General features: G+C 67.8%; 21 protein-coding genes. 11 read left to right on the forward strand and 10 right to left on the reverse strand.

Annotated features, from left to right (window positions below; genetic code table 11):
• Positions 1–53 precede the first annotated feature (53 nt).
• The 9 genes from AC3A6Y_RS16435 to serA all read right to left on the reverse strand — a co-directional run bounded on the left by AC3A6Y_RS16435 (position 54) and on the right by serA (position 11,641).
• Positions 54–1,502, reverse strand: a complete 1,449-nt coding sequence (locus AC3A6Y_RS16435) for a high affinity choline transporter 1 (RefSeq protein WP_487869303.1) — start codon at positions 1,500–1,502, stop codon at positions 54–56.
• Positions 1,503–1,518: 16 nt separating this feature from the next.
• Positions 1,519–3,084: a ubiquinone biosynthesis regulatory protein kinase UbiB gene (ubiB, locus tag AC3A6Y_RS16440; protein WP_487869304.1), complete on the reverse strand. Its 1,566-nt coding sequence runs from the start codon at positions 3,082–3,084 to the stop codon at positions 1,519–1,521.
• On the reverse strand, positions 3,081–3,635 hold the full coding sequence (locus AC3A6Y_RS16445; protein WP_487869305.1) for a ubiquinone biosynthesis accessory factor UbiJ: 555 nt from the start codon (positions 3,633–3,635) through the stop codon (positions 3,081–3,083). The genes ubiB and AC3A6Y_RS16445 overlap by 4 nt, the downstream gene beginning before the upstream one ends.
• A gap of 46 nt (positions 3,636–3,681) precedes the next feature.
• Positions 3,682–4,719, reverse strand: coding sequence for a Tim44 domain-containing protein (locus tag AC3A6Y_RS16450; RefSeq protein ID WP_487869306.1), 1,038 nt, complete (start codon positions 4,717–4,719; stop codon positions 3,682–3,684).
• A 46-nt stretch (positions 4,720–4,765) separates the two neighbouring features.
• Positions 4,766–5,497, reverse strand: coding sequence for a bifunctional demethylmenaquinone methyltransferase/2-methoxy-6-polyprenyl-1,4-benzoquinol methylase UbiE (ubiE, locus tag AC3A6Y_RS16455; RefSeq protein ID WP_487869307.1), 732 nt, complete (start codon positions 5,495–5,497; stop codon positions 4,766–4,768).
• A gap of 95 nt (positions 5,498–5,592) precedes the next feature.
• The gene (locus tag AC3A6Y_RS16460) at positions 5,593–6,006 is read right to left on the reverse strand and encodes a gamma-butyrobetaine hydroxylase family protein (RefSeq protein ID WP_487869308.1); all 414 of its coding nucleotides are present in this window, start codon (positions 6,004–6,006) and stop codon (positions 5,593–5,595) included.
• A complete protein-coding gene (locus AC3A6Y_RS16465; RefSeq protein WP_487869309.1) occupies positions 6,006–6,452 on the reverse strand; it encodes an HIT family protein in 447 nt (148 codons plus the stop codon). The genes AC3A6Y_RS16460 and AC3A6Y_RS16465 overlap by 1 nt, the downstream gene beginning before the upstream one ends.
• On the reverse strand, positions 6,449–10,327 hold the full coding sequence (locus AC3A6Y_RS16470) for a DUF3683 domain-containing protein (RefSeq protein WP_487869310.1): 3,879 nt from the start codon (positions 10,325–10,327) through the stop codon (positions 6,449–6,451). Before AC3A6Y_RS16470 ends, AC3A6Y_RS16465 begins: the two co-directional genes overlap by 4 nt.
• 84 nt (positions 10,328–10,411) lie before the next feature.
• Positions 10,412–11,641, reverse strand: a complete 1,230-nt coding sequence (serA, locus tag AC3A6Y_RS16475; RefSeq protein ID WP_487869311.1) for a phosphoglycerate dehydrogenase — start codon at positions 11,639–11,641, stop codon at positions 10,412–10,414.
• Between the two features lie 230 nt (positions 11,642–11,871).
• Here serA and ugpB point away from each other — a divergent pair, with 230 nt between their 5' ends.
• The 6 genes from ugpB (at position 11,872) to AC3A6Y_RS16505 (ending at position 19,355) form a co-directional block, all read left to right on the forward strand.
• A complete protein-coding gene (gene ugpB / locus AC3A6Y_RS16480) occupies positions 11,872–13,182 on the forward strand; it encodes a sn-glycerol-3-phosphate ABC transporter substrate-binding protein UgpB (RefSeq protein ID WP_487869312.1) in 1,311 nt (436 codons plus the stop codon).
• 155 nt (positions 13,183–13,337) lie between these two features.
• Complete coding sequence (gene ugpA / locus AC3A6Y_RS16485; protein ID WP_487869313.1) at positions 13,338–14,219, forward strand: sn-glycerol-3-phosphate ABC transporter permease UgpA; 882 nt, start codon at positions 13,338–13,340, stop codon at positions 14,217–14,219.
• 63 nt (positions 14,220–14,282) lie between these two features.
• A complete protein-coding gene (gene ugpE / locus AC3A6Y_RS16490; RefSeq protein ID WP_487869314.1) occupies positions 14,283–15,131 on the forward strand; it encodes a sn-glycerol-3-phosphate ABC transporter permease UgpE in 849 nt (282 codons plus the stop codon).
• A 22-nt stretch (positions 15,132–15,153) separates the two neighbouring features.
• A complete protein-coding gene (ugpC, locus tag AC3A6Y_RS16495) occupies positions 15,154–16,161 on the forward strand; it encodes a sn-glycerol-3-phosphate ABC transporter ATP-binding protein UgpC (protein WP_487869315.1) in 1,008 nt (335 codons plus the stop codon).
• A complete protein-coding gene (gene ugpQ / locus AC3A6Y_RS16500; protein WP_487869316.1) occupies positions 16,158–16,895 on the forward strand; it encodes a glycerophosphodiester phosphodiesterase in 738 nt (245 codons plus the stop codon). Before ugpC ends, ugpQ begins: the two co-directional genes overlap by 4 nt.
• A 45-nt stretch (positions 16,896–16,940) precedes the next feature.
• Positions 16,941–19,355, forward strand: coding sequence for a DUF3772 domain-containing protein (locus tag AC3A6Y_RS16505; RefSeq protein ID WP_487869317.1), 2,415 nt, complete (start codon positions 16,941–16,943; stop codon positions 19,353–19,355).
• A 74-nt stretch (positions 19,356–19,429) separates the two neighbouring features.
• Here the strand turns inward: AC3A6Y_RS16505 and AC3A6Y_RS16510 are convergent, their stop codons facing one another.
• The gene (locus AC3A6Y_RS16510; RefSeq protein ID WP_487869318.1) at positions 19,430–19,708 is read right to left on the reverse strand and encodes a hypothetical protein; all 279 of its coding nucleotides are present in this window, start codon (positions 19,706–19,708) and stop codon (positions 19,430–19,432) included.
• 80 nt (positions 19,709–19,788) lie between these two features.
• On the opposite strand from AC3A6Y_RS16510, the gene hemA reads away from it, so the two are divergent.
• The 5 genes from hemA (at position 19,789) to AC3A6Y_RS16535 (ending at position 24,136) form a co-directional block, all read left to right on the forward strand.
• Positions 19,789–21,060, forward strand: coding sequence for a glutamyl-tRNA reductase (hemA, locus tag AC3A6Y_RS16515; RefSeq protein ID WP_487869319.1), 1,272 nt, complete (start codon positions 19,789–19,791; stop codon positions 21,058–21,060).
• A gap of 83 nt (positions 21,061–21,143) precedes the next feature.
• A complete protein-coding gene (prfA, locus tag AC3A6Y_RS16520; RefSeq protein ID WP_487869320.1) occupies positions 21,144–22,232 on the forward strand; it encodes a peptide chain release factor 1 in 1,089 nt (362 codons plus the stop codon).
• The gene (gene prmC, locus AC3A6Y_RS16525; protein WP_487869321.1) at positions 22,229–23,083 is read left to right on the forward strand and encodes a peptide chain release factor N(5)-glutamine methyltransferase; all 855 of its coding nucleotides are present in this window, start codon (positions 22,229–22,231) and stop codon (positions 23,081–23,083) included. Before prfA ends, prmC begins: the two co-directional genes overlap by 4 nt.
• 29 nt (positions 23,084–23,112) lie before the next feature.
• Positions 23,113–23,439, forward strand: a complete 327-nt coding sequence (grxD, locus tag AC3A6Y_RS16530) for a Grx4 family monothiol glutaredoxin (protein ID WP_068680044.1) — start codon at positions 23,113–23,115, stop codon at positions 23,437–23,439.
• 196 nt (positions 23,440–23,635) lie between these two features.
• Positions 23,636–24,136 carry a cupin domain-containing protein gene (locus tag AC3A6Y_RS16535; protein WP_487869322.1) on the forward strand — a complete coding sequence of 167 codons (501 nt, stop codon included), beginning with the start codon at positions 23,636–23,638 and terminating at the stop codon, positions 24,134–24,136.
• The last annotated feature ends 68 nt before the right edge of the window (positions 24,137–24,204 follow it).

Genomic DNA, 24,204 nt, shown 5'->3' on the forward strand with positions numbered 1-24,204 from the left:
AAAGGTGCCATGAGGGTTGCCTCCCACCCTCACGCGGCGTACTTCACGCCTTTTCAAACAGTATCGACCGCCAGCGGCCGGTGCGGCGTGCGCCGGTTGGGCACCCACTGCGGCGCCAGCGAGCCCGCGAACATGCCCGCGAAGGAGGCCAGCACGCCGGCGAGCTGGGCCGGGAATTCCTCGCCCCAGGGCATGCTCAGGAACAACAGCCAGACCCCGATGCCCAGCACCACGGATGCCACCGCGCCCTGGGTGGTCGCCCGTTGCCAGTACAGGCCGCAGACCAGCGGCACGAAGGCGCCCACCAGCGGCACCTGGTAGGCGCCCGAGACCAGCTCGTAGATCGGGGTGCCCTGCATGCGGATCGCGTAGGCGAGCACGGCGGCGCTGAACAGCAGCACAGTGATGCGCATGGTCAGCAGGTTCTCGCGGTCGCTGCCGGCCGGGCGGAACTGGCGCCAGATGTTCTCGGTGAAGGTGACGCTGGGCGCCAGCAGCGTGGCCGAGGCGGTCGATTTGATGGCCGACAGCAGCGCGCCGAAGAAGAACACCTGCATGACGAAAGGCATCTTCTCCAGCACCAGCGTGGGCATGACCTTCTGCGGGTCGTCCTTGAGCAGGGTGGCGGTCTGCTCCGGCATGATCAGGAGCGCACTTGCCACCAGGAACATGGGCACGAAGGCGAAAAGGATGTAGCAGATGCCGCCGATCACCGGACCGCGGGTCGACGCCTTCACGCTGTTGGCCGACATCACGCGCTGGAACACGTCCTGCTGCGGGATCGATCCCAGCATCATGGTGATGGCCGCAGCGAAGAAGAAGACGATGTCTTTCCAGGCCGGCTCCGGCCAGAAGCGGAAGAGGTCCTTGCTGGCCGCAAAGGCCACCACCTTGTCCGCGCCCCCGGCCATGTTGCCGGCGAACACCGCGATCACTGTCAGGCCGAGCACCAGGATGATCATCTGGATGAAGTCGGTCACGGCCACGGACCACATGCCGCCGAACAGCGTGTAGGCCAGGATCGAGACCACGCCGATCACCATGCCGATCGGGATGCTGACGACGCCGGCCGACAGCAGGTTGAACACCAGCCCGAGAGCCGTCACCTGCGCCGAGACCCAGCCCAGGTAGCTGAGCATGATGATCAGCGAGCAGGCGATCTCGACGGTGCGGCCGAAGCGCTCGCGGTAGTAGTCGCTGATGGTCAGCAGCGTCATGCGGTAGAGCTTGCCGGCGAAGAACAGGCCGACCAGGATCAGGCACATGCCGGCACCGAAGGGGTCCTCGACCACGCCGTTCAGCCCGCCCTCGATGAACTTGGCCGGAATCCCCAGCACCGTCTCGGAGCCGAACCAGGTGGCGAACGTGGTGGTCACGATCATGTAGAGCGGCAGGTGCCGCCCCGCGATCGCGAAGTCGGTGGTGTTCTTCACACGCCTGGCCGCATACAGGCCGATGGCGATCGTGATGAGCAGATAGACGATGACCAGGGTCAGCAGCACGGCGGAATCCTCCTATTCAGAACAGACGCACCCGCACCAGCAGCTGCATCGCGATCAAGCCCAATACAAAACCTATGCCACCGTAGATGACGGCCTGCAGGAGCCGGTTGGTCCGCTTTTGAGCGGCCAGCAGTTCCAGCAGTTCACGGCGGTGGTCGGCCGGCCGATTTTCGAGGTAATCGTGCAGGAGGCGCGGCAGCTGCGGCAACAGCTTGGCGTAGCGCGGCGCCTCGGCGCGCAGCTGCTCCAGCAGCTTGCGCGGGCCGATCTGGTCGCTCATCCACTTTTCCAGAAAAGGCTTGGCGGTGTGCCACAGATCCAGCTCCGGGTCGAGCTGGCGGCCCAGGCCTTCGATGTTGAGCAGCGTCTTCTGCAGCAGCACCAGCTGCGGCTGGATCTCGACGTGAAAGCGGCGCGAGGTCTGGAACAGGCGCATCAGCACCATGCCGAGCGAGATCTCCTTGAGCGGCCGGTCGAAATAGGGTTCGCAGACGGTGCGGATCGCCGCTTCCAGCTCGTCGATGCGCGTGCCTTCCGGCACCCAGCCGCTTTCCAGGTGCAGCTCGGCGACCCGCTTGTAGTCGCGCCGGAAGAAGGCGGCGAAGTTCTGGGCCAGGTACTCCTTGTCGGACTCGGTCAGCGTGCCGATGATGCCGAAGTCCAGCGAGATGTAGCGCCCGAAGGTGGCCGGGTCCAGGCTGATCTGGATGTTGCCCGGGTGCATGTCGGCATGGAAGAAGCCGTCCCGGAACACCTGGGTGAAGAAAATGGTGACGCCGTCGCGTGCCAGCTTCGGGATGTCGACGCCTGCGGTGCGCAGCCGGTCCAGCTGCGCGATGGGCACGCCTTTCATCCGTTCCATCACGATCACCTCGGGATGGCAGAAGTCCCAGAACATCTCGGGGATCATCACCAGGTCGAGCTTGCTCATGTTGCGCCGCAGCTGCGCGGCATTGGCGGCTTCGCGCACCAGGTCGAGCTCGTCGTGCAGGTACTTGTCGAACTCGGCCACCACCTCGCGCGGCTTGAGGCGCTTGGCATCGCTGGACAGGTTCTCGACCCAGGCGGCCATCATGGCCATCAGCTCCAGGTCCTTCTCGATCACGCCGCGCATGCCGGGCCGCAGCACCTTGACCGCGACCTCGCGCACCAGCCCACCGGGCTCGCGCAGGGTGGCGAAGTGCACCTGCGCGATCGAGGCGCTGGCCACCGGCGTTTCGTCGAACTCGACGAAGACTTCGCCGACCGGCCGGCGGAAGGCGCGCTCGATGGTCGCGATCGCGATCCTGGAGTCGAAGGGCGGGACCCGGTCCTGCAGCCAGGCCAGCTCGTCGGCGATGTCGGGCGGCAGCAGGTCGCGTCGGGTGGACAGCACCTGGCCGAACTTGACGAAGATCGGCCCCAGGCTTTCCAGGGCCTCGCGCAGCCGCTGGCCCCGGGGCGCATCGAGCTTTCGCCCGAAAGACACGATGCGCGTCACCACGCGCAGCCAGGGCTTCTGGAAGCTGCTGAGCACGAGCTCGTCGAGCCCGTAGCGCAGCGCGACGAGGACGATGAAGATGCCGCGGTAGAAGCGCCTCATTCGGCGCCTGCGGAGCCCGCGGGCTTGCCGCCGCGCTCACCGACGAACTGCCGCAACCCCTCCACCACGCGCCTGGCGCCGTTCGCGATGGTATGGGCCGGCACATCGCCGATAAGGCGCGCCAGGTCGTCCTCCACGTCCCAGCGCACGTGGTCGACCAGCCAATTGACCTCGGCGGCCAGCTGCACGTCGCCCTCGATGCGGACGGCCGGCTTGTCGCCGCGGACGGCGGCCCGGGCCAAGCCGAGAGGCGAGGTCTCGGCAAGCACCAGCATGAGCTCGGGCACCTTGTCCTCGGGCGCCAGGTCGAGCAGGCCGGCCGGCGTGGCAACGACCTTCATCGTCACGAAGCGCCATTCGAACTCCACCACCCTGCCCTGCTGGCGCGCCAGGCGCTGCTGGGCTTCGGGCTCCTGCTGGAGCACGTGGTTGAGGAAGAGCACGGCGCGGTGCTGGACCTCGTGGATCACCCAGTCCGGCGGCTGCAGGCGGCTGCCGACGCGGTTGATGAAGTCGTCAAGAAACGAAAAAGGGGACGATGGTGTAACCATGTCCCCATTATCCCGGTCTTGCGACCGGCTTCGAAGCGTAATGCGCCTACTGCAGAGCCTGCACGCCGGCCACCAGCCAGCCGCTCGAGCCGCTGGTCGGCTTGGTCATGTTCCAGACTTCGCGGAAGGGGCTCGGGCCGGAGGACAGATCCTCGCGGATCATGCCGGAGAACTCGACACTCGCCAGGTAGGCGTCGGGCAGCTCCTCGATGCCCAGCAGCTTGGCGTCCAGCATCACGACCTCGGTCTTGTTGGCCTGGCCGCCGGTATGGTTCTCGCGCTCCGCCAGCTGCTGGCGGATCTCGCCGACCATGCCATCGGTCATCATCGAACGAAGGGTGCCGATGTCGGCACGGTCCCAGGCGTCCTGCAGGGTCACGAAGTTGCGCTTGGCCGCGGCCAGGAAGCCGTCGACGTCGAAGCCGGCCGGGATGCCCCACGACTGTGCGCCGCTCAGGGCCGAGCCGATCAGGCTGCCGCCGCCGGCCGCTGCCGCGCCGGCCATCGACGAGCCGCCGGTGTGGTGCTCGAGCTGCGCCGGGCTGGCGTCGAAGGCCGCGGTGTTGCGCTCCCAGGGACGTGCCGACGCGTCGTTGCCGACATTCTTCGGGCTGTACTCCACGGGCGAAACGGGATTGCCAGGAGTCCCCGCCCCCTGAAAGGCGAAGCCGCCGCTGCGCTGAGCGCCGGCCGCACGGGAACGGGCCGCGAAAATCCGCCACACGACCACGGCCGCCAGCACCAGGAGGGCGATCAGCAGGATATTGCCGAAGGCCTCGCCCAGGCCGAGCGAGTGGGCGAGCCAGGCAAGCCCGAGGCCGGCAGCCAAGCCACCGAGCATCGCGCCCCACGGCTTCTTGGGTGCTGCCGCCGGAGCGGCTGTGGCGGGCTTGGCCGCCGCGTTGCTCACGTTGCTCTGCGCGGGCGCGCCGGGCGTGGCCGGCGCGGTGGGCGTCGCCTCGCGCTGCGTCACGTTGCTCGACTGCTTGCCGATGGACTTCCCGCCGCCCAGGCGGCGTGCGTCGGCATCCATGCTTCCGACAGCCAAGGCACATACCAACAAAACGGACAACAAACTTTTCATGACGTCTCCTCTAACGGCAAAGAAATCTCTTCTGATCATCAACACATCAACACTTGATTCCAACATGCAGGGCGGCGACACCCCCCGTCATGTTGTGATAGTCCACATGCCCAAAACCGCCCTCTTTCATGAGGGTCTTGAGCTCCTCCTGCGAGGGATGCATGCGGATCGATTCGGCCAGGTAGCGATAGCTCGCATCGTCGCCCGCGACGGCCTTGCCCAGGCGCGGCAGCACGCTGAAGGAGTACCAGTCGTAGATCTTCGACAGCGGCTTGGCAACCTTCGAGAACTCCAGCACCAGCAGCTTGCCGCGCGGCTTGAGCACGCGGTTCATCTCCTTGAGCGCCAGGTCCTTGTGCGTCATGTTGCGCAAGCCGAAGGCGACGCTCACGAGGTCGAAATGGTTGTCGGGGAACGGGAGCTTTTCGGCATCGCAGACCACCGTGGGCAGCGCGACGCCGGCATCGAGCAGCCGGTCGCGGCCGGTGCGCAGCATGGCCTCGTTGATGTCGGTGTGGATCACCTCGCCGGTGGCGCCGACCTTCTTCGCGAAGGCCAGCGCGAGGTCGCCGGTGCCGCCCGCGATGTCCAGCACCTTCGAGCCCTCGCCCACGTTGGCGACCATCACGGTGTAGGCCTTCCAGGCGCGGTGCAGGCCACCCGACATCAGGTCGTTCATCAGGTCGTAGCGGCTGGCGACCGAATCGAACACGCCGCGCACGCGCCGTGCCTTGTCGCCTTCCTCGACCGTTTCGAAGCCGAAATGGGTGCTGCTCATGCGTCCGATGTTAGGTCGGAAGCGTTCACGTCAAGCCGACGCCCCTGCAAGGACGCCGGGCATTCGTTGCTTTGCGGCGAGCGATCTCGGCTTCTTCAGTGGCTGCCGCAAGCGTGGCCGCCCTTCTCGGCCATCGGCGCATCGCGGTCGACGCCGGCTGCGGCGAGGCGGCGCTCGTACTCGGCCCACAGTTCGTCCTGCTTCGCGCCCAGCTGGTACAGCAGGTCCCAGGAGTAGATGCCGGTGTCGTGGCCGTCGGAGAAGCTGGGTTGCACCGCGTAGTTGCCGACCGGCTGAAGGTCCAGCAGGTCGACGTTGCGCTTGCCGGTCTGAAGCACTTCCTGGCCCGGCCCATGGCCCTGCACCTCGGCCGAGGGCGAGTAGATGCGCATCAGCTCGAAGGGGATGCGGAAGCTGGCGCCATCGGAAAAGCCCACTTCCAGCACACGCGACTGGTTGTGCACGGTGATCGACTGGGGCGTCGGCGCGCCCGTTTGCAAACCTGCCATCAGGAACTCCTCGTCTCGAAGCTTTCGGCCAATTTCTGCTCCAGCGCCGGCAACAGCTTCTCGATTGCCGCCTCGCGCTCAGGCTCGCGTTCCCGCTGCACCTCGGCCCACACCGACCCCGGGAAGCGCGGATCCCAGTCGAAGCGCGCGATCACATGCCAGTGCAGGTGCGGCACCATGTTCCCCAGCGCCGCGATGTTGATCTTGGCGGGCGCCAGTGCGTCGCGCAAGCATCGCTCCACGGCGACCACGGCGTCCATGCACAGCGCGCGGTCTTCCGGCGCCAGATCGGACCATTCGGCGACATGGTCTTTCCAGACGACGCGGTAGAAGGCGGGAAAGCCCTCCTCGACCGCGTGGACGACGCGAAACGCCGGCGCCTCGAACACCACCCGGCCGCCGGGCCCCTCGCACAGCGGGCAACCCGCCACGCGCAGCGCCGTCATACCAGCACCCGCTCGATCCCGCCCTGGTTGGCGGCTGCCACGTACTCGGGCATCCAGTCCTTGCCGAGAATCCTGTTGGCCATCTCGACCACGATGTAGTCGGCCTCCAGCAGGCCGTTGTCCAGGTCCTTGCCGTAGCGGCTGAGGCCCTGCAGACAACTGGGGCAGCTGGTGAGGATCTTGACGTTGTCCTTGGGCGCAACCAGGCCGCCGCTGCGCAGCGCGGCCTCGCCCTTGCGCAGCTCCTCCTCCTTGCGGAAGCGGACCTGCGTCGAGATGTCCGGCCGCGTCACGCCCAGCGTGCCGGACTCGCCGCAGCAGCGGTCGTTCTTGAGCACCTGCTCGCCGACCAGCGCTTTCACCGTCTTCATCGGGTCCTGCAGCTTCATCGGGCTGTGGCAGGGGTCGTGGTAGAGGTAGGCGCCGGCGTTGGCGTCGCCCAGCGTGATGCCCTTCTCCAGCAAGTACTCGTGGATGTCGATGATCCGGCAGCCCGGGAAGATCTTGTCGAACTGGTAGCCCTGCAGCTGGTCGTAGCAGGTGCCGCAGCTCACCACCACGGTCTTGATGTCCAGGTAGTTCAGCGTGTTGGCCACTCGGTGGAAGAGCACGCGGTTGTCGGTGATCATCTTCTCGGCCCGGTCGTACTGGCCGCTGCCGCGCTGCGGATAGCCGCAGCACAGATAGCCCGGCGGCAGCACGGTCTGCACGCCGGCGTGCCAGAGCATCGCCTGCGTGGCCAGCCCCACCTGCGAGAACAGGCGCTCCGAGCCGCAGCCCGGGAAATAGAACACCGCCTCGGTGTCCGGCGTGGTGGCCTTCGGGTCGCGGATGATCGGCACGTAATCCGCATCCTCGATGTCGAGCAGCGCACGCGCGGTCTTGTTGGGCAGGCCACCCGGCATCTTCTTGTTGACGAAATGGATCACCTGCTCCTTGATCGGCGCCGGCCCCAGCGTCGCCGGCGGCGCGGCGGTTTGCTTCTTGGCCAGGCCGCGCAGGAGATCGTTGGCCAGGCGCTGGGCCTTGAAGCCGATGTCCACCATGCCGACGCGCATCGCCTTGATGGTCTGCGGGCTGGTGGCGTTGAGGAACAGCATCGCCGCCGCATTGCCGGGGCGGAAGGACTTCTGACCCATCTTGCGCAGCAGGTTGCGCATGTTCATGGAGACGTCGCCGAAGTCGATGTTGACCGGACAAGGGGTGACGCACTTGTGGCACACCGTGCAGTGGTCGGCCACGTCCTCGAACTCCTCCCAGTGCTTGATGCTGACGCCGCGCCGGGTCTGTTCCTCGTAGAGGAAGGCCTCGACCAGGAGCGAGGTCGCGAGGATCTTGTTGCGGGGCGAGTAGAGCAGGTTGGCGCGCGGCACGTGGGTGGCGCACACGGGCTTGCACTTGCCGCAGCGCAGGCAGTCCTTCACGCTGTCGGCGATGGCGCCGATGTCGCTCTGCTGCATGATCAGCGACTCGTGGCCCATCAGGCCGAAGCTGGGCGTGTAGGCGTTGGTCAGGTCGGCATAGAGCCCCGGACCGGCGTGCATCGAGGGGCGCAGCAGCTTGCCCTTGTTGAAGCGGCCTTCGGGGTCGACGCGCTGCTTGTAGTCGGCGAAGGGCCGCAGCTCGTCGTCGGACAGGAATTCAAGCTTGGTGATGCCGATGCCGTGCTCGCCGGAGATCACGCCGTCCAGGCTTCGCGCCAGCACCATGATGCGGGCCACCGCGGCGTGCGCGGTCTGCAGCATCTCGTAGTTGTCGCTGTTGACCGGGATGTTGGTGTGCACGTTGCCGTCGCCGGCGTGCATGTGCAGCGCCACCCAGACCCGGCCCTTGAGCACGCGCTGGTGGATCGCGTTGCACTCGGCCAGGATGGGCGCGAATTCGGCGCCCGAGAAGATGGCGGCCAGCGGCGCGCGGATCTGCGTCTTCCAGCTGGCGCGCAGCGAATGGTCCTGCAACTGCGGGAACAGCACGTCGATCTGGTCCAGCCAGCCCTGCCACAGGGCGCGCACCTCGCGCACCAGCGCCACGGCCTGCGCCACGCGGTCTTCCAGCAGCTCGGCCGAGGAGATCTCGCTGGCATCGTCGCTCTTGCCCAGCGGCAGGTGGCCGCGCAGGAAGAAGGCCTCCAGCTCGTCGGCGAGCTGGAGCTTGTTCTGCAGCGACAGCTCGATATTGATGCGCTCGATGCCGTCGGTGTATTCGGCCATCCGCGGCAGCGGGATCACCACGTCCTCGTTGATCTTGAAGGCGTTGGTGTGGCGGCTGATGGCGGCCGTGCGCTTGCGGTCCAGCCAGAACTTCTTGCGCGCCTCGGGACTGATGGCGATGAAGCCCTCGCCGCTGCGCGAGTTGGCGATGCGCACCACCTCGGAGGTCACGCGCGCCACGGCGTCGGCGTCGTCGCCGGCGATGTCGCCGAACAGCACCATCTTCGGCAGGCCGCCATGCTTCTTGGACTTGGTCGCGTAGCCGACGGCCTTGAGATAGCGGTCGTCCAGGTGTTCGAGGCCGGCCAACAACACGCCCGAGCGCTTCTGCTCGGCGAACATGAAGTCCTTGATCTCGACGATGCTGGGCACCGCGTCCTTGGCGTTGCCGAAGAACTCCAGGCACACCGTGCGGGTGTGCGCCGGCATGCGGTGCACCACCCAGCGGCAGCTGGTGATCAGGCCGTCGCAGCCCTCCTTCTGGATACCCGGCAGGCCGGAGAGGAACTTGTCCGTCACGTCCTTGCCCAGGCCCTCCTTGCGGAAGGTCTTGCCGGGGATCTCGAGCCGCTCGCTGCGCAGCTTCGTCCGGCCGTCGGCCGCGAAGTACTGCAGGTCGAAGACGGCGCTCTCGGCGTCGTGGATCTTGCCCAGGTTGTGGCCGATGCGCGTGACCTCCAGCCACTCGGCCTCGGGGGTCACCATGCGCCAGGAGGCCAGGTTGTCGAGGGCCGTGCCCCACAGCACGGCCTTCTTGCCGCCCGCATTCATCGCGACGTTGCCGCCCACGCAGGAGGCCTCGGCCGAGGTGGGGTCGACGGCAAACACGAAGCCTGCGCGCTCGGCCGCGTCGGCCACGCGCTGGGTGACCACGCCGGCCTCGGTCCAGACGGTGGGCACGGGCTGCTCGAGGCCGGGCAGCGCGACCATCTCGACTTCGGTCATCGCCTCCAGCTTCTCGGTATTGATGACGGCGCTGTTCCAGGCGAGCGGGATCGCCCCGCCGGTGTAGCCGGTCCCGCCTCCGCGCGGGATGATGGTCAGCCCGAGCTCGATGCAGCCCTTGACCAGCGCGGCCATCTCGGCCTCGCTGTCGGGCGTCAGCACGACGAAGGGGTACTCGACCCGCCAGTCGGTCGCATCGGTCACGTGCGACACGCGCGACAGGCCGTCGAACTTGATGTTGTCGCGCGCCGTGAGCCGGCCCAGCGTGCGCATGGCCTTGCGCCGCAGCGCCGCGACGTCGCGGAACAGGGTGTCGAAGGACTGCACAGCTTGCGCCACGAGCGCCGTGAGCTCGCCGACCAGCGCGTCGCGCTGCGCGGCGGCGTCGGGGGTGCGCCGCTTCTGCACCTCGGACAGGCGGTGGTTGAGCGCATCCACCAGTTGGCCGCGGCGGCGCGGGTTGTCCAGCAGGTCGTCGACCAGGTAAGGGTTGCGCTGCACGACCCAGATGTCGCCCAGCACCTCGTAGAGCATGCGCGCGGAGCGGCCGGTGCGGCGCTCGGAACGAAGGGTCTGGAGCAGCTCCCAGCCGCGCTCGCCCAGGAGGCGGATCACGATCTCGCGATCGGAGAAGCTGGTGTAGTTGTAGGGGATCTCACGCAATCGCGCGGGCTCTGCGGCCTGCGACAACAACGCCGTCAACGCGGTCGGTGCATTCATCGGGGTGGGCCTCGGTCGGGCGCTGCGCGCCCCTGAACCAGGGCCGACGATTTTAAGTCAGTGGGCGCAGGCCGCGCCCGGCTTTCAGAACAGCACCCGGCTGCGGATCGTCCCCGGCACCTTGGCCAGCTTCTCGAGCGCAAGGTCGGAGTAAGCGGCGTCGACGTCCGTCACCACGTAGCCCACCTTCTCGTTGGTCTGCAGGTACTGCGATGCGATGTTGATCTTGTTGTCGGCAAAGACGCGGTTGACGTTCGAGAGCACGCCCGGCACGTTGCGGTGGATGTGCAGCAGCCGGTGCTTGCCCGGGTGCGCCGGCAGCGCCACCTCGGGAAAGTTGACCGAAGAGGTGGAGGTGCCGTTGTCGCTGTACTTGACCAGCTTCTCCGCCACTTCGAGCCCGATGTTGGCCTGCGCCTCCATCGTGGAGCCGCCGATGTGCGGGGTGAGGATCACGTTGTCCAGCCCACGCAGCGGCGACTGGAACTCGTCCTTGTTGCTGCGCGGCTCGACGGGGAACACATCGATGGCCGCGCCCAGCAGCCTTTTCTGCCGAAGCGCCTGGGCCAGCGCGTCGATGTCGACCACGGTACCGCGCGAGGCATTGATCAGGATCGACCCGGGCCGCATGGCCGCGAGCTCCTTGGCGCCGATCATCCATTGCGTGGCGGGCGTCTCGGGCACGTGCAGGCTCACGATGTCGCTCTGCAGCAGCAGCTCGTTGAGCGTGCGCACCTGGCGCGCGTTGCCGAGCGGCAGCTTGGTGACCACGTCGAAGAAGGCCACCTGCATGCCCAGCGCCTCGGCCAGCACCGACAGCTGCGCGCCGATCGAGCCGTAGCCCACGATCCCCAGCGTCTTGCCGCGGATTTCGAAGGCGTTCTCGGCCGACTTGAGCCAGCCGCCGCGGTGCGCCACGGCGCTCTTTTCGGGGATGCCGCGCAGCAGCAGGATGGCCTCGGCCAGCACCAGCTCGGCCACGGAGCGCGTGTTGGAATAAGGGGCGTTGAAGACCGCCACGCCGTGCTCGCGCGCGGCATCGAGATCGATCTGGTTGGTGCCGATGCAGAAGGCGCCGACCGCCACCAGCTTCTGGGCCGCGGCGAACACCTCGGCCGTCAGTTGGGTGCGGGAGCGGATGCCGAGGAAATGCACGTCGGCGACGCGGCTGCGAAGCTCCTCATCGGGCAAGGCCCCCGCCAGCGTCTCGATGCTGGTGTAGCCGGCCGCGCGCAGCACCTCGACGGCCGAAGGATGGATGCCTTCGAGGAGAAGGAACTTGATCTTGCTCTTGTCGAGGGAGGTCTTGCTCATAGGCGTGACGATTACCCTGGTTGGCTTCCCACTCGAAGCAGGGCCTGAAAAACGGAAGGCGATGCTAGCATGGTGCAACGCAGCAATCAGATTTCATCGACTGTGCGGCCCGGGCGCGAAAAGGGTTTCCCCGGCTGGAGAGGCACCCTGCGGGTGCGACAAAATGTGACGCGGCCGTGTCATACGTACGGCCTAGCATGCGCGCTTTTGTTCTCTCCCTAGGAGTCTTCATGCAATTCAAGACGTTTGCCGTGGCATCGGCACTTGCGGCAACGCTTTCGGCACCTGCGATGGCCCAGACCGAAATCCAGTGGTGGCATTCCATGAGCGGTCCGCTCGGCGAATGGGTCAACGACCTGGCCAAGCAGTACAACGAGAGCCAGAAAGACTACAAGGTCGTGCCCACCTACAAGGGCCAGTACGACGAGTCGATGACGGCCGCCATCGCCGCCTTCCGTGCCGGCAACGCACCCGACATTCTTCAGGTGTTCGAGGTGGGCACCGCGACCATGATGGCTTCGAAGGGCGCCATCAAGCCGGTGGGCGAAGTGATGGAGTCGGGCGGGGCCAAGTTCGACCCCAGCGTCTATGTGCCGGCGGTGGCCGGCTACTACACGGCGCCCAACGGCCAGATGCTGAGCTTCCCGTTCAACAGCTCGACCACGATCTTCTATTACAACAAGGATGCCTTCAAGGCAGCCGGCCTGGACCCGGAAAAGGCGCCCACCACCTGGCCCGAAGTCATCGCGGCGGCCGACAAGCTCAAGGCCAGCGGCCACAAGTGCCCCTTCACGACGAGCTGGATGAGCTGGACCCAGCTGGAAAGCTTCTCGGCCTGGCACAACACCCTGTACGCGACGCAGAACAACGGCTTCGGCGGCACCGGTGCACGCCTGGCCTTCAACTCGCCGCTGCAAGTGCGTCACTTCGAGAACCTGGCCAAGATGGCGAAGGACGGCACCTTCGTCTACAAGGGCCGCAACAACACGGCCGACGCTGCCTTCCCCTCCGGCGAATGCGCCATGATGACCGGCTCGTCCGGCCTGTATGCCCGAGTGGCCAAGGACGCCAAGTTCAAGTACGGCATCTCGACCCTGCCCTACTACCCTGACGTGAAGGGCGCACCCCAGAACACCGTGATCGGCGGCGCCAGCCTGTGGGTGATGTCCGGCAAGCCGGCCGACCACTACAAGGGGGTGGCCAGCTTCTTCAACTACCTGTCCGACACCAAGGTGCAGTCCGAGAGCCACAAGCGCACCGGCTACCTGCCCATCACCACGGCCGCCTACAAGTTGACCGACGCCTCGGGCTTCTACAAGGAGAAGCCCGGCACCGACGTCGCCGTGACGCAGATGATCCGCAAGACCACCGACAAGTCGCGCGGCGTCCGCCTGGGCAGTTTCGTGCAGATCCGCACCATCGTCGACGAGGAAACCGAACAGATCTGGAGCGGCAAGAAGACCGCCAAGGAGGCACTCGATGCCGCCGTCAAGCGCGGCAACGAGCAGCTCGAGCGCTTCCAGAAGGCGAACAAGAGCTGAGGCCCCGGCTCGCTTCGCGGCAGTCCTGGCACCCCGCCCTGCCCTCCCCGCCAAGCGGAGAGCTTGCCTGCCGGTGAGGCGGGCGCCACAGTAGACTCGCACGCCCGCCCAATTCCACGCAGGGCGGGCGTTCTGTTTTTCGGGTTTGGAGGGATATGGAGAAACGCGTTCTTTTCCGGTCGGCCTGGCTGCCCTGGCTGCTGGTCGCGCCGCAGATGGCGGTGATCCTGGTGTTCTTCTTCTGGCCGGCAAGCCAGGCCATCTGGCAATCGCTGCAGTCGGAGGACGCCTTCGGCACCTCGACCGTCTTCGTCGGGCTGGAGAACTTCGAGACCCTGTTCGACGATCCGGCATACGTCGAGTCCTTCAAGGTCACGGCACTCTTTTCAGTGCTGGTGGCCGGCAGCGGCATCGCGCTGTCGTTGATGCTGGCCGTCTTCGCCGACCGCATCCTGCGAGGCGGCCTGGTCTACAAGACGTTCCTGATCATTCCCTACGCCGTGGCGCCGGCCATCGCGGGCGTGCTGTGGGTGTTCATGTTCTCGCCCAGCATCGGGGTGGTGTCGTACTTTCTTCGCTACATCGGCCTGGACTGGAACCACCTGCTCAACTCCAACCACGCGCTGACGCTGATCGTGGTGGCCGCCGTGTGGAAGCAGATTTCCTACAACTTCCTGTTCTTCCTGGCGGGCCTGCAGTCCATTCCCAGGGCACTGATCGAGGCCGCCTCGATCGACGGCGCCGGGCCGCTGCGGCGCTTCGCCACCATCCAGTTTCCGCTGCTGTCGCCCACCACCTTCTTCTTGCTGGTGATCAACATCGTCTATGCCTTCTTCGACACCTTCGCGATCGTGCATGCGACGACCGAAGGCGGGCCGGGGCGAGACACCGCGATCCTGGTCTACAAGGTGTGGCACGACGGCTTCAAGGCGCTGGACCTGGGCGGCTCGGCCGCGCAGTCGGTGGTGCTGATGGTGATCGTCGTCGTGCTGACGGTGATCCAGTTCCGCTACGTCGAAAAGAAGGTCCAGTATTGATGGCCGCCCATTCCCTCGCCCCTGACTTCGCCCTTCCTCGCGCCCTGTCCCGGAGGCAGCACCATGGTTGAACGCCGCCCCGGCCTCACCGTCCTGTCGCATGTGGTGCTGATCCTGGGCATCGCCATCGTGGCCTTCCCCATCTACCTCGCCTTCGTTGCCTCCACGCACACGCGCGACGAGATCCTGCGGGTGCCCATGCCGCTCCTGCCGGGCGGCCACATGTTCGAGAACTACAGCGCAGCCTTGCTGGGCGCCGACACCCAGGGCGCGCGCGTGGTGGTGGGCCGCATGATGTGGATCAGCCTGGTCACGGCGCTGGTCATCAGCATCGGCAAGATCGCGATCTCGCTGCTGTCGGCCTTCGCCATCGTGTACTTCCGCTTCCCGTTCAAGAAAATCGTCTTCTGGATGATCTTCGTGACCCTGATGCTGCCGGTGGAGGTGCGCATCCTGCCGACCTACCAGGTCCTGGCAGACCTCAACATGCTCAACACCTACGCGGGGCTGACGGTGCCGCTGATCGCGTCGGCCACGGCCACCTTTCTGTTCCGCCAGTTCTTCCTGAGCGTGCCCGACGAGCTGGTGGAAGCGGCGCGCATGGACGGTGCCGGGCCGATGCGCTTCTTCAAGGACATCCTGGTGCCGCTGTCGCAGACATCGATCGCGGCGCTGTTCGTGATTCAGTTCATCTACGGCTGGAATCAATACCTGTGGCCGCTCCTGGCCACCACCAGCGAGGACATGTATCCGGTGGTGATCGGCATCAAGCGAATGATCGCCTCGGGCGACGCCGCGGTCGACTGGAACCTGGTGATGGCCACGGCCATCCTGGCGCTGGTGCCGCCGGCGATCGTGGTGGTGCTGATGCAGCGCTGGTTCGTCAAGGGCCTCGTGGACACCGAGAAATAACCGACAAGAAGCAAACGACGCAATGGCTGCCATCTCTCTTCGCAACGTCATCAAGCGCTACGGCCACGGGGCCAAGGCCAACCAGGTCATCCACGGCGTCTCGGCCGACGTCAAGGACGGCGAATTCGTCGTCATCGTCGGGCCCTCGGGCTGCGGCAAATCCACGCTCCTGCGCATGGTCGCCGGCCTGGAGGAAATCAGCGCCGGCGAGATCGCCATCGGCAATCGCGTGGTGAACAACATCGAGCCGGCCCAGCGCGACATCGCGATGGTGTTCCAGAACTACGCGCTCTACCCGCACATGTCGAACTTCGACAACATGGCCTACGGGCTCAAGATCGCCAAGGTGCCCAAGGAGGAGATCAAGGCGCGCGTCGACAAGGCCGCCAAGATCCTCGAGCTGGGCCACCTGCTCGATCGCAAGCCGCGCGAGCTCTCCGGCGGGCAGCGCCAGCGCGTGGCCATGGGCCGTGCCATCGTGCGCCAGCCGCAGGTCTTCCTGTTCGACGAGCCGCTGTCCAACCTCGACGCCAAGCTGCGCGCCCAGACCCGCCTGGAGATCCAGAAGCTGCACCGCGAGCTCGGCATCACCTCGCTCTTCGTCACCCACGACCAGGTCGAGGCGATGACGCTGGCGCAGCGCATCATCGTGATGAACGCCGGCGTGATGGACCAATTCGGCACGCCCGAGGAGGTGTATGCGCGCCCCGCCACCACCTTCGTCGCCAGCTTCATCGGCTCGCCGCCGATGAACCTGCTCAAGCACGCGCCGGGCGTGCGCCCCGGCATGATCCTCGGCATCCGTCCGGAGCACCTGATGCTCGACGCGAGCGGCTGGTCGGTGCAGGTCGAGTATGTCGAGCTGCTGGGCGCCGAGCGGCTGATCTACGGGCGCGTCGGCGACGAGCAGCTGGTGGTGCGTGCCGACGAAAGCCAGCCGGCGCCGGTGGCCGGCGACACGGTGAAGATCGCGGCGCGGCAGGACAAGCTGCACTGGTTCGACGCCGGTTCCGGCAAGCGCGCCGCATGAAGCCCTGGCCATATCCCTACTGGATCGCACACCGCGGCGCCGGCAGGCTGGCCCCCGAGAACACCCTCGCCGCATTCCGCCTGGGCGCCGCGCACGGCTATCGCATGTTCGAGTGCGATGCCAAGCTCAGCGCCGACGGCGTGCCCTTCCTGCTGCACGACAGCACGCTCGAGCGCACCAGCAACGGCCACGGCGTCGCGGGCGAGCTGTCGTGGAGCGCGCTGGCCCAGCTCGATGCGGGCGCCTGGCACTCGCGCCGCTACGCCGGCGAGCCGCTGCCGACGCTCGAGGCGCTGATCCGCTTCTGCCTGGCCAACCGCCATCTGCTCGACATCGAGATCAAGCCCACGCCGGGCGAGGAGCGGCGCACGGGCGAGGCGGTCGCGCTGCTGGCGGGCCGGCTCTGGACGGCCACCGACCTGGCGCCGCCCGTCCTCACCTCCTTCTCCCCCGAATCCCTCGAGGGTGCGCGCTCGGCGCAGCCCGGCCTTCCTCTGGGACTCCTGCTCGATACCTGGTGGGACGGCTGGCTCGCCACCGCGCGCCGGCTGGACTGCGCGGCGATCGTCTGCAACTACGCGCTGTGGGACGCCACCACCGTGGCCCAGGTGCATGCCGCCGGCATGCGCGCGCTGAGTTACACCGTCAACGACGAATCGGTCGCCCGCTGGCTGGCCGGGCTCGGCACCGACGGCGTCGTCACCGACCGCGTCGACCGCTTCAGCCCGGCCTGATCCCGCGCCGCCCGGCCCGCGGCAGCCGCCTTCTATGATCGACCCATGAGCTGGATGCCCCGTCTCGCGGCCCTGCTGCTGGCCGCCGTCCTCGGCAGTGCCGTCTTCGCGCAGGGCGCCGCCCCGCCGCCGGAAGCGACGGTGGCCGAGTTGCGGACCCGGCTCGACGCCATCCCCTCCTCGGTGGAGAGCAACGCCGAGGTGCGCGAACTGCTCGCCCGCATCAACGCGATCGGCACCCAGGCGGACAAGTTCGTCGCGTCGCGCACCACGCGGCTCAGCGACCTCAACGCGCGCCTGGGAGAGCTGGGCAATCCGCCGGCGGCCGGCGCGCCGCCCGAAGACCCCGACATCACCGCCCAGCGCGCCGCCCTGCTGAAGGAACGCAACGCGCTCGATGCCGACATCCGGCTGGCGCGCCTCATCACCGTCGACGCGGAGCAACGCGGCAGCGAGCTGCTCGCCAAGCGCCGCAAGCTGTTCGAGGCCCAGCTCACCGAGCGCGCGCCCTCGCCGCTGGGCCGCCAGTTCTGGTTCGACATCAGCGACGCCTGGCCGGCCGACGTGGAGCGCCTGGAGAGCCTGCGCGACGAGCTGCGGACCGGCGTCGACACCGGGCTGCAGCCGGCGCACCGCATCTCGGTGCTGGCCAGCCTGGCCGCGGCATTGCTGCTCGCGCTCCTGGGCAACTGGGCGGCCGAGCACGGGCTGGTGCGGCTGGCCGCGCGCGTGCTGCCGCCCGGCCGGCTGCGCCGCTCGCTGCTGGTGATCGCGGTCGTGGGCGTCAACGTGGTGTTGGTCGCGCTGGCGGCGCAGGGCGTGTTCGCCACGCTCGACCGCCACGGAATCCTCGGGCCGCAGATCCGCAAGCTGGGCCAGGCGGTGGTGCAGTCCATCATCTTCATCGCCTTCGTGGTCGGGCTCGGGCGGGCTCTGCTGTCCAACCGGCGGCCGTCGTGGCGGCTCCCGCCGATTCCCAACACCATGGCCCGGCGACTTGCCCCCTTTCCCTGGCTCACGGCCCTGATCGCCGTGCTGGTCTGGGTGCCGAGCCAGATCAATGCGATCGTGGACGCCAGCTTCGCGGCCGTGGTCGCCACCCACGTGGTCACCGCGCTGGCGCTGACGGCGCTGATCGGCACCATGCTGCTGCGCCTGCACGAGCCCGCCGGCGCCGCGCCTGCCGATGCCGCCGCCAAGGAGGGGGCGGAGCCGGCGCCCGCCGAGCCGGAGCGCCCGCTGTGGATCAGCTTCCTGCTGAGCGCCCTGGCGCTGGCGGTCATCGTGATCTGGGTGCTGGTGGGCATCGGCTATGTGGCGCTCGCCAGCTTCCTGGCCAACCAGCTGACCTGGGCCGGCATCGTCGCCTCGGCCTTCTATCTGCTGTTCAAGTTCGCCGACGACCTGTTCATGGCCACGGTGGCCTCGAAGAGCGGACTGGGCCAGAAGCTGCAGAAGAGCTTCGGCTTCGCGCCGCGCACCCTGGACCAGGCGGCGGTGGCGCTCTCGGGCCTGGCGCGGGTCGCGCTCTTCTTCTACATGCTGATCGCGCTGGCCACGCCGCTGGGCACCAGCCCGGGCGAGGTGTTCCAGCGCAGCGGCCAGTTCGGCACCGGCGTCAAGGTCGGCGAGTTCCAGCTGGTGCCGGGCGCGATCTTCACCGCCCTCGCGGTGCTGGCCGTCGGCTTCGTCGCGCTGCGCGTGTTCAAGAAATGGCTGGGGGCGCGCTATCTGCCGGAGACTTCGCTCGAGCCCGGCATGCAGAGCTCGATCACCACGCTGCTCGGCTACGTGGGCGGCATCGTGGTGATCGCGGTGGCGATGTCGGCGCTGGGCATCGGCGTCGAGCGCATCGCCTGGGTGGCGAGCGCGCTGTCGGTGGGCATCGGCTTCGGCCTGCAGGCGATCGTGCAGAACTTCATCTCGGGGCTGATCCTGCTGGCCGAGCAGCCGGTCAAGGTCGGCGACTGGGTGGTGCTGGGCACGACCGAGGGCGACGTGCGGCGCATCAACGTGCGCGCCACCGAGATCCAGCTGGCCGACCGCTCCACGCTGATCGTGCCGAACTCGGAGTTCATCACCAAGACCGTGCGCAACATGACCCTCACCAACGCCGAGGGCCGCGTGCTGATCCGCCTGCCGATGCCGCTGTCGACCGATGCCAGGCTGGCGCGCGAGCTCATGCTCTCGGCCTGCGCCGACCATGGGGGCGTGCTGGTCGCACCCGCGCCCTCGGTCTCGCTCGAAGGCATCGAGAACGGCATGCTGATTTTCCAGGCCATTGCCTTCGTGCAGAGCCCGCGCCTGGCCGGTGGCGTGCGCAGCGATGTGCTGTTCACGATGCTGGAACGCTTCAAGCAGGCCGGGCTGCCGCTGGCGGCGCCGACCCTGGTGATGTCGCAAACCGAGCTGCCGGCCCCGCCGGCACCGGCACCGCCGACGCCGCCGCTCACGCAATAGGAACGGAGCCGAACCGAACCGCTGGGGCAGGCCAAGCGCAGCTGAACGGATCGAATCTGTTGGCCGCAGCTCGATCAGCCGCGCCAGCCGCGCAGCAGCCACCACTGGACGCTGCCGCAGACCACCACCAGCGCGGCATAGGTCGCCATGCGCCCGTCGCGCCCGAACCAGGCCAGGCCGGCCACCAGCACGAGCAGCCCCGCGGCGAAAGTGACCGCCACCTGGACCCAAAGGCCGACTGCCGCGCTGCGCCTGTGCAGGGCGAGCCGGAACAGCAGGGCGAGCAGGAGGGCCACGAAGAAGGCCGGCGCCGCGAAGTTGAGCAAATGGATCAGCAGGTCGAGCGCGGACATGAAAGGCAAGGGAGTGGCAGTCCGGGGTCATCCCTGGAGCGGAGGACTGCTGCCGGCCGCGGATTTTATAATCCCCGGTTATGTCAGTCTGGGCCCTTGGCTTGAACCACACGACCGCGCCGCTCGATCTGCGCGGTCGCTTCGCGTTTGCCATCGACCAGATCGCGCCCACGCTGCACAGCCTGCGCAGCTCCTTCGGCGCCCATCGGCATCCGGATGTCGAGGCGGCCATCATCTCCACCTGCAATCGCACCGAGATCTACTGCGCCGCCGACCACCTGGCGCTCGATCACACGGTCGACTGGCTGGCCCAGAGCGGCGGCGTCGCGCCGGCCTTGCTCCGCTCCCATGCCTACACCCTGCACGACGACAACGCGGCGCGCCATGCCTTCCGGGTTGCCAGCGGGCTCGACTCGATGGTGCTGGGCGAGGCCCAGATCCTGGGCCAGATGAAGGACGCGGTCCGTGTCGCCGAGACCGCCGGCTCGCTCGGCAGCACGCTGAACCAGCTGTTCCAGCGCTCCTTCGCGGTCGCCAAGGAAGTGCGCACCGCCACCGAGATCGGCGCCCACTCCATCAGCATGGCCGCCGCCGCCGTGCGCCTGGCGGCCCAGCTGTTCGAGGACCTGAAGCAGACGCGCGTGCTCTTCGTCGGCGCCGGCGAGATGATCGACCTGGCCGTGACGCACTTCGCGGCCAAGGAGCCCAAGTCCATCGTCATCGCCAACCGCACCCTGGAGCGCGGCGAGAAGCTGTCCTCGCGCTTCGGCGGCGAGGCGATGCGGCTGGCCGACCTGCCGGGGCGGCTGGCGGAATTCGACATCGTCGTGAGCTGCACCGCCAGCACGCTGCCGCTGATCGGCCTTGGCGCGGTGGAGCGCGCGCTCAAGCTGCGCAAGCACCGCCCGATGTTCATGGTCGACCTGGCCGTGCCGCGTGACATCGAGCCCGAGGTCAAGGCGCTCGAGGACATCTATCTCTACACTGTCGACGACCTGGCCCAGGTGGTCCAGCAGGGCCACGCCAGCCGCCAGGCTGCGGTGGCCGAGGCCGAGGTGATCATCGATGCCGGCGTGCGCAGCTTCATGCACTGGCTCGACCAGCGCGGCAGCGTGCCGCTCATCCAGCAGCTCAACGCCCAGGCCGACGAGTGGCGCGCCACGGAGCTGGCCCGCGCCCGCAAGCTGCTGTCCAAGGGCGAGCCGGTCGAGGCGGTGCTGGAGGCCCTGTCGCGCGGGCTCACGCAGAAGATGCTGCATGGCGCCATGGCCGAGCTGCATGCCGGCGACGCCACGGCGCGCGAGCACACGGCGCAGGCCATCTCGCGGCTGTTCCTGCGCAAAGAGCGTTAGCGGCGACCCCGGGGCGCGCTGCGCCCTTCCCGGCTCCTGCCGCATCGCGGCATGGCTCCTTCCCCGATCTTTCCCTTGTCCCCGTGAAACCCTTCCTGCGTCAACAACTCGAGCGCTTTGCGCAACGCCTCGGCGAGCTGGACTTCCTGCTCTCGCGCGAGGACATCATGTCCGACATGACGCAGTACCGCAGCATCTCGCGCGAGCATGCCGAGGTGACGCAGGTGGCGGGCCGCTACCAGCGCTACCTGCAGCGCGAGTCGGACCTGGCGGCCGCGCGCGAGATGCTGGACGACCCCGATATGGCCGAGATGGCCCGGGAAGAGATCGCCGGCGCCGAGTCCGAGCTGCGCTCGCTCGAGGACGAGCTGCAGCGCCTGCTGTTGCCCAAGGACCCGGAGGATGCACGCAACGCCTTCCTCGAGATCCGCGCCGGCACCGGCGGCGACGAATCGGCGCTCTTCGCCGGCGACCTGCTGCGCATGTACATGCGCCACGCGGAGCGCGCCGGCTGGCGCTGCGAGATCGTGAGCGCCAGCGAAAGCGAGTTGGGCGGCTTCAAGGAAGTGGTGGTGCGCGTGGTGGGCGACGAGGTCTTCGGTTGGCTGCGCTTCGAGTCCGGCGGCCATCGGGTGCAGCGGGTGCCCGCGACCGAGACCCAGGGGCGCATCCACACCAGCGCATGCACGGTGGCCGTGCTGGCCGAGCCGGACGAGGCGCAGGCGGTGCAGATCAACCCGGCCGACCTGCGCATCGACACCTACCGCGCCAGCGGCGCCGGCGGCCAGCACATCAACAAGACCGACTCGGCGGTGCGCATCACGCACATCCCCACCGGCATCGTGGCCGAGTGCCAGGACGACCGCAGCCAGCACCGCAACAAGGCCAAGGCGCTGCAGGTGCTGTCGGCCCGCATCCAGGAGAAGGAGCGCAGCGAGCGCGCCGCCAAGGATGCGGCGCTGCGCAAGGGCCTGATCGGCAGTGGCGACCGCAGCGACCGCATCCGCACCTACAACTTTCCGCAGGGGCGGCTCACCGACCACCGCATCAACCTCACGCTCTACAAGCTGCAGACGATCATGGAAGGCGACCTGGGCGAGGTGCTGAACGCCCTGCGTGCCGCGCGCGAGGCCGAGCAGCTGGCCGAGCTGGAAGCCAGCTTGCCGGCATGAAGCACGAGGACGGCCGCTCGCCATCGACCGCGGCGCAGATGCTGGCCGCGGCCGCGGCGATGGGTATCGAGCGGCTCGACGCGCAACTGCTGCTGCTGCACGTGCTGGACCGGCCCTTGGGTGACCGCGCCTGGCTGCTGGCGCACGACACCGACAAGCTGGACGACCACATCTGGCCCGCCTTCGCGCGGCTGTGCGCCCGCCGGGTGGCGGGCGAGCCCGTGGCTTACCTGGTGGGCGAGAAGGAATTCCACGGCCTCGGCCTGCAGGTCGACGCACGCGTGCTGGTGCCCCGGCCCGACACCGAGACCCTGGTCGAGTGGGCACTGCAGTGCCTGCAGGGCTGCACGGCACCCACGGTGCTCGATCTGGGTACCGGCAGCGGCGCCATCGCGCTGGCGATCGGGCATGCCCGGCCCGATGCGCGGGTTGCAGCGGTCGACCGCAGCGCCGCGGCCCTGGCGGTGGCCCGCGCCAACGCGCAGCGCTTGGGGCTGGCCGTCCGGTTCGCCGAAGCCGACTGGCTGGAAGGTGCCGACGCGGACCTGGACCTGGTGGTTTCCAACCCGCCCTATGTCGCCGCCGGCGACCCGCACCTCGCCGCCCTGCGCCACGAGCCTTTGGGCGCACTGGTGTCGGGCGCGGACGGGCTGGACGACATCCGCCGCATCGTCGAAGACGCGCCCGCACATCTGCGCCAAGGTGGCTGGCTGCTGCTCGAGCACGGCTACGACCAGGCGGCTGCGGTGCGCGCCCTGCTCGCGCGGCGCGGCTTCGCCGAGGTGCAAAGCCGCGACGACCTGGCAGGCATCGCGCGCTGCTCGGGCGGGATCTGGCAGGCGGTGAAATAATCCGCCCAACTCATTTTTTGGAGAGGCCCATGTCCGAAGTCCAGCAGCGCATCGACGATCTCGTCAAGACCAACGATCTCGTGCTCTTCATGAAGGGCAACGCCAGTTTCCCGATGTGCGGGTTCTCGGGCCGCGCAATCCAGATCCTCAAGGCGGTGGGCGTCGACACCCGCACGCTGAAGACCGTCAATGTGCTCGAGGACGAGGGCATCCGCCAGGGCATCAAGGAATACAGCAACTGGCCGACCATCCCGCAGCTCTACGTCAAGGGCGAGTTCGTCGGCGGCTCGGACATCCTGATGGAGATGTACGAATCGGGCGAGCTGCAGCAGATGCTCAACGGCAGCCCTGCTTGAATGTTGCTCGCCCCCAGGTTGCCCGCACTTCGTGTCGGGCGCCCACCCCCTACCGGGGGCAACACCAGCGGCCCGGCAGAGCCGGTTCCGCGGTGTTGTTGCTCGCCCCCAGGTTGCCCGCACTTCGTGTCGGGCACCGACCCCCTACCGGGGGCAACACCAGCGGGCCTGGCTTCGCGGGCCATGAGGGCGCACCATGAGCCACGAACATTCGGATCATGACCACGCATTCGATGCCTCCGCCTGGAAGCACGACGGCGTGCGGGTGATCCCCGGCAACCAGCTCGACACGAATACCGCGCAGACGCCGGGCATGAACCGCGCCGCAGCCATCAACTTCGCGCGCGTCGGCGCGCAGAAGCTCTGGGCCGGCACCGTGACCATCCACCCCGATGCGAAGACCGGAGCCCATCACCACGGCCACCTGGAATCCGTGATCTACGTGGTGCGCGGGCGTGCCCGCATGCGCTGGGGCGAGCACCTCGAGTTCACGGCCGAGGCCGGCCCGGGCGACTTCATCTACGTGCCGCCCTACGTGCCGCACCAGGAAATCAACGCCAGCCCGACCGAAGCCCTGGAATGCGTGCTGTGCCGCAGCGACGGCGAGGCGGTGGCCGTGAATCTCGACATCGAGCCGGTCGAGAAGCCGGAATCCGTGCTGTGGGTCGACCCGACCCATCCGAAAGGCGGCGTCTGAGGCCTCCCGGGCCTTCTCTCAAAAGCCTTCGAAGCGAGAAAACATAGACAAGCGCCGACACCGGGCAC

The sequence above is a fragment of the Variovorax sp. Soil_C_17 genome, assembly GCF_057657265.1.

What these genes read in the sequence shown, in the direction of transcription:
- AC3A6Y_RS16465 (WP_487869309.1), bottom strand. Translation starts at nt 6,452, where the DNA reads ATGACGGCGCTGCGCGTGGCGGGTTGCCCGCTGTGCGAGGGGCCCGGC.
- ubiB (WP_487869304.1), bottom strand. Translation starts at nt 3,084, where the DNA reads ATGAGGCGCTTCTACCGCGGCATCTTCATCGTCCTCGTCGCGCTGCGC.
- AC3A6Y_RS16510 (WP_487869318.1), bottom strand. Translation starts at nt 19,708, where the DNA reads ATGTCCGCGCTCGACCTGCTGATCCATTTGCTCAACTTCGCGGCGCCG.
- ugpQ (WP_487869316.1), top strand. Translation starts at nt 16,158, where the DNA reads ATGAAGCCCTGGCCATATCCCTACTGGATCGCACACCGCGGCGCCGGC.
- AC3A6Y_RS16470 (WP_487869310.1), bottom strand. Translation starts at nt 10,327, where the DNA reads ATGAATGCACCGACCGCGTTGACGGCGTTGTTGTCGCAGGCCGCAGAG.
- prmC (WP_487869321.1), top strand. Translation starts at nt 22,229, where the DNA reads ATGAAGCACGAGGACGGCCGCTCGCCATCGACCGCGGCGCAGATGCTG.
- AC3A6Y_RS16445 (WP_487869305.1), bottom strand. Translation starts at nt 3,635, where the DNA reads ATGGTTACACCATCGTCCCCTTTTTCGTTTCTTGACGACTTCATCAAC.
- hemA (WP_487869319.1), top strand. Translation starts at nt 19,789, where the DNA reads ATGTCAGTCTGGGCCCTTGGCTTGAACCACACGACCGCGCCGCTCGAT.
- AC3A6Y_RS16460 (WP_487869308.1), bottom strand. Translation starts at nt 6,006, where the DNA reads ATGGCAGGTTTGCAAACGGGCGCGCCGACGCCCCAGTCGATCACCGTG.
- serA (WP_487869311.1), bottom strand. Translation starts at nt 11,641, where the DNA reads ATGAGCAAGACCTCCCTCGACAAGAGCAAGATCAAGTTCCTTCTCCTC.
- ugpB (WP_487869312.1), top strand. Translation starts at nt 11,872, where the DNA reads ATGCAATTCAAGACGTTTGCCGTGGCATCGGCACTTGCGGCAACGCTT.
- ugpE (WP_487869314.1), top strand. Translation starts at nt 14,283, where the DNA reads ATGGTTGAACGCCGCCCCGGCCTCACCGTCCTGTCGCATGTGGTGCTG.
- ubiE (WP_487869307.1), bottom strand. Translation starts at nt 5,497, where the DNA reads ATGAGCAGCACCCATTTCGGCTTCGAAACGGTCGAGGAAGGCGACAAG.
- grxD (WP_068680044.1), top strand. Translation starts at nt 23,113, where the DNA reads ATGTCCGAAGTCCAGCAGCGCATCGACGATCTCGTCAAGACCAACGAT.
- ugpA (WP_487869313.1), top strand. Translation starts at nt 13,338, where the DNA reads ATGGAGAAACGCGTTCTTTTCCGGTCGGCCTGGCTGCCCTGGCTGCTG.
- ugpC (WP_487869315.1), top strand. Translation starts at nt 15,154, where the DNA reads ATGGCTGCCATCTCTCTTCGCAACGTCATCAAGCGCTACGGCCACGGG.
- AC3A6Y_RS16450 (WP_487869306.1), bottom strand. Translation starts at nt 4,719, where the DNA reads ATGAAAAGTTTGTTGTCCGTTTTGTTGGTATGTGCCTTGGCTGTCGGA.
- AC3A6Y_RS16535 (WP_487869322.1), top strand. Translation starts at nt 23,636, where the DNA reads ATGAGCCACGAACATTCGGATCATGACCACGCATTCGATGCCTCCGCC.
- AC3A6Y_RS16505 (WP_487869317.1), top strand. Translation starts at nt 16,941, where the DNA reads ATGAGCTGGATGCCCCGTCTCGCGGCCCTGCTGCTGGCCGCCGTCCTC.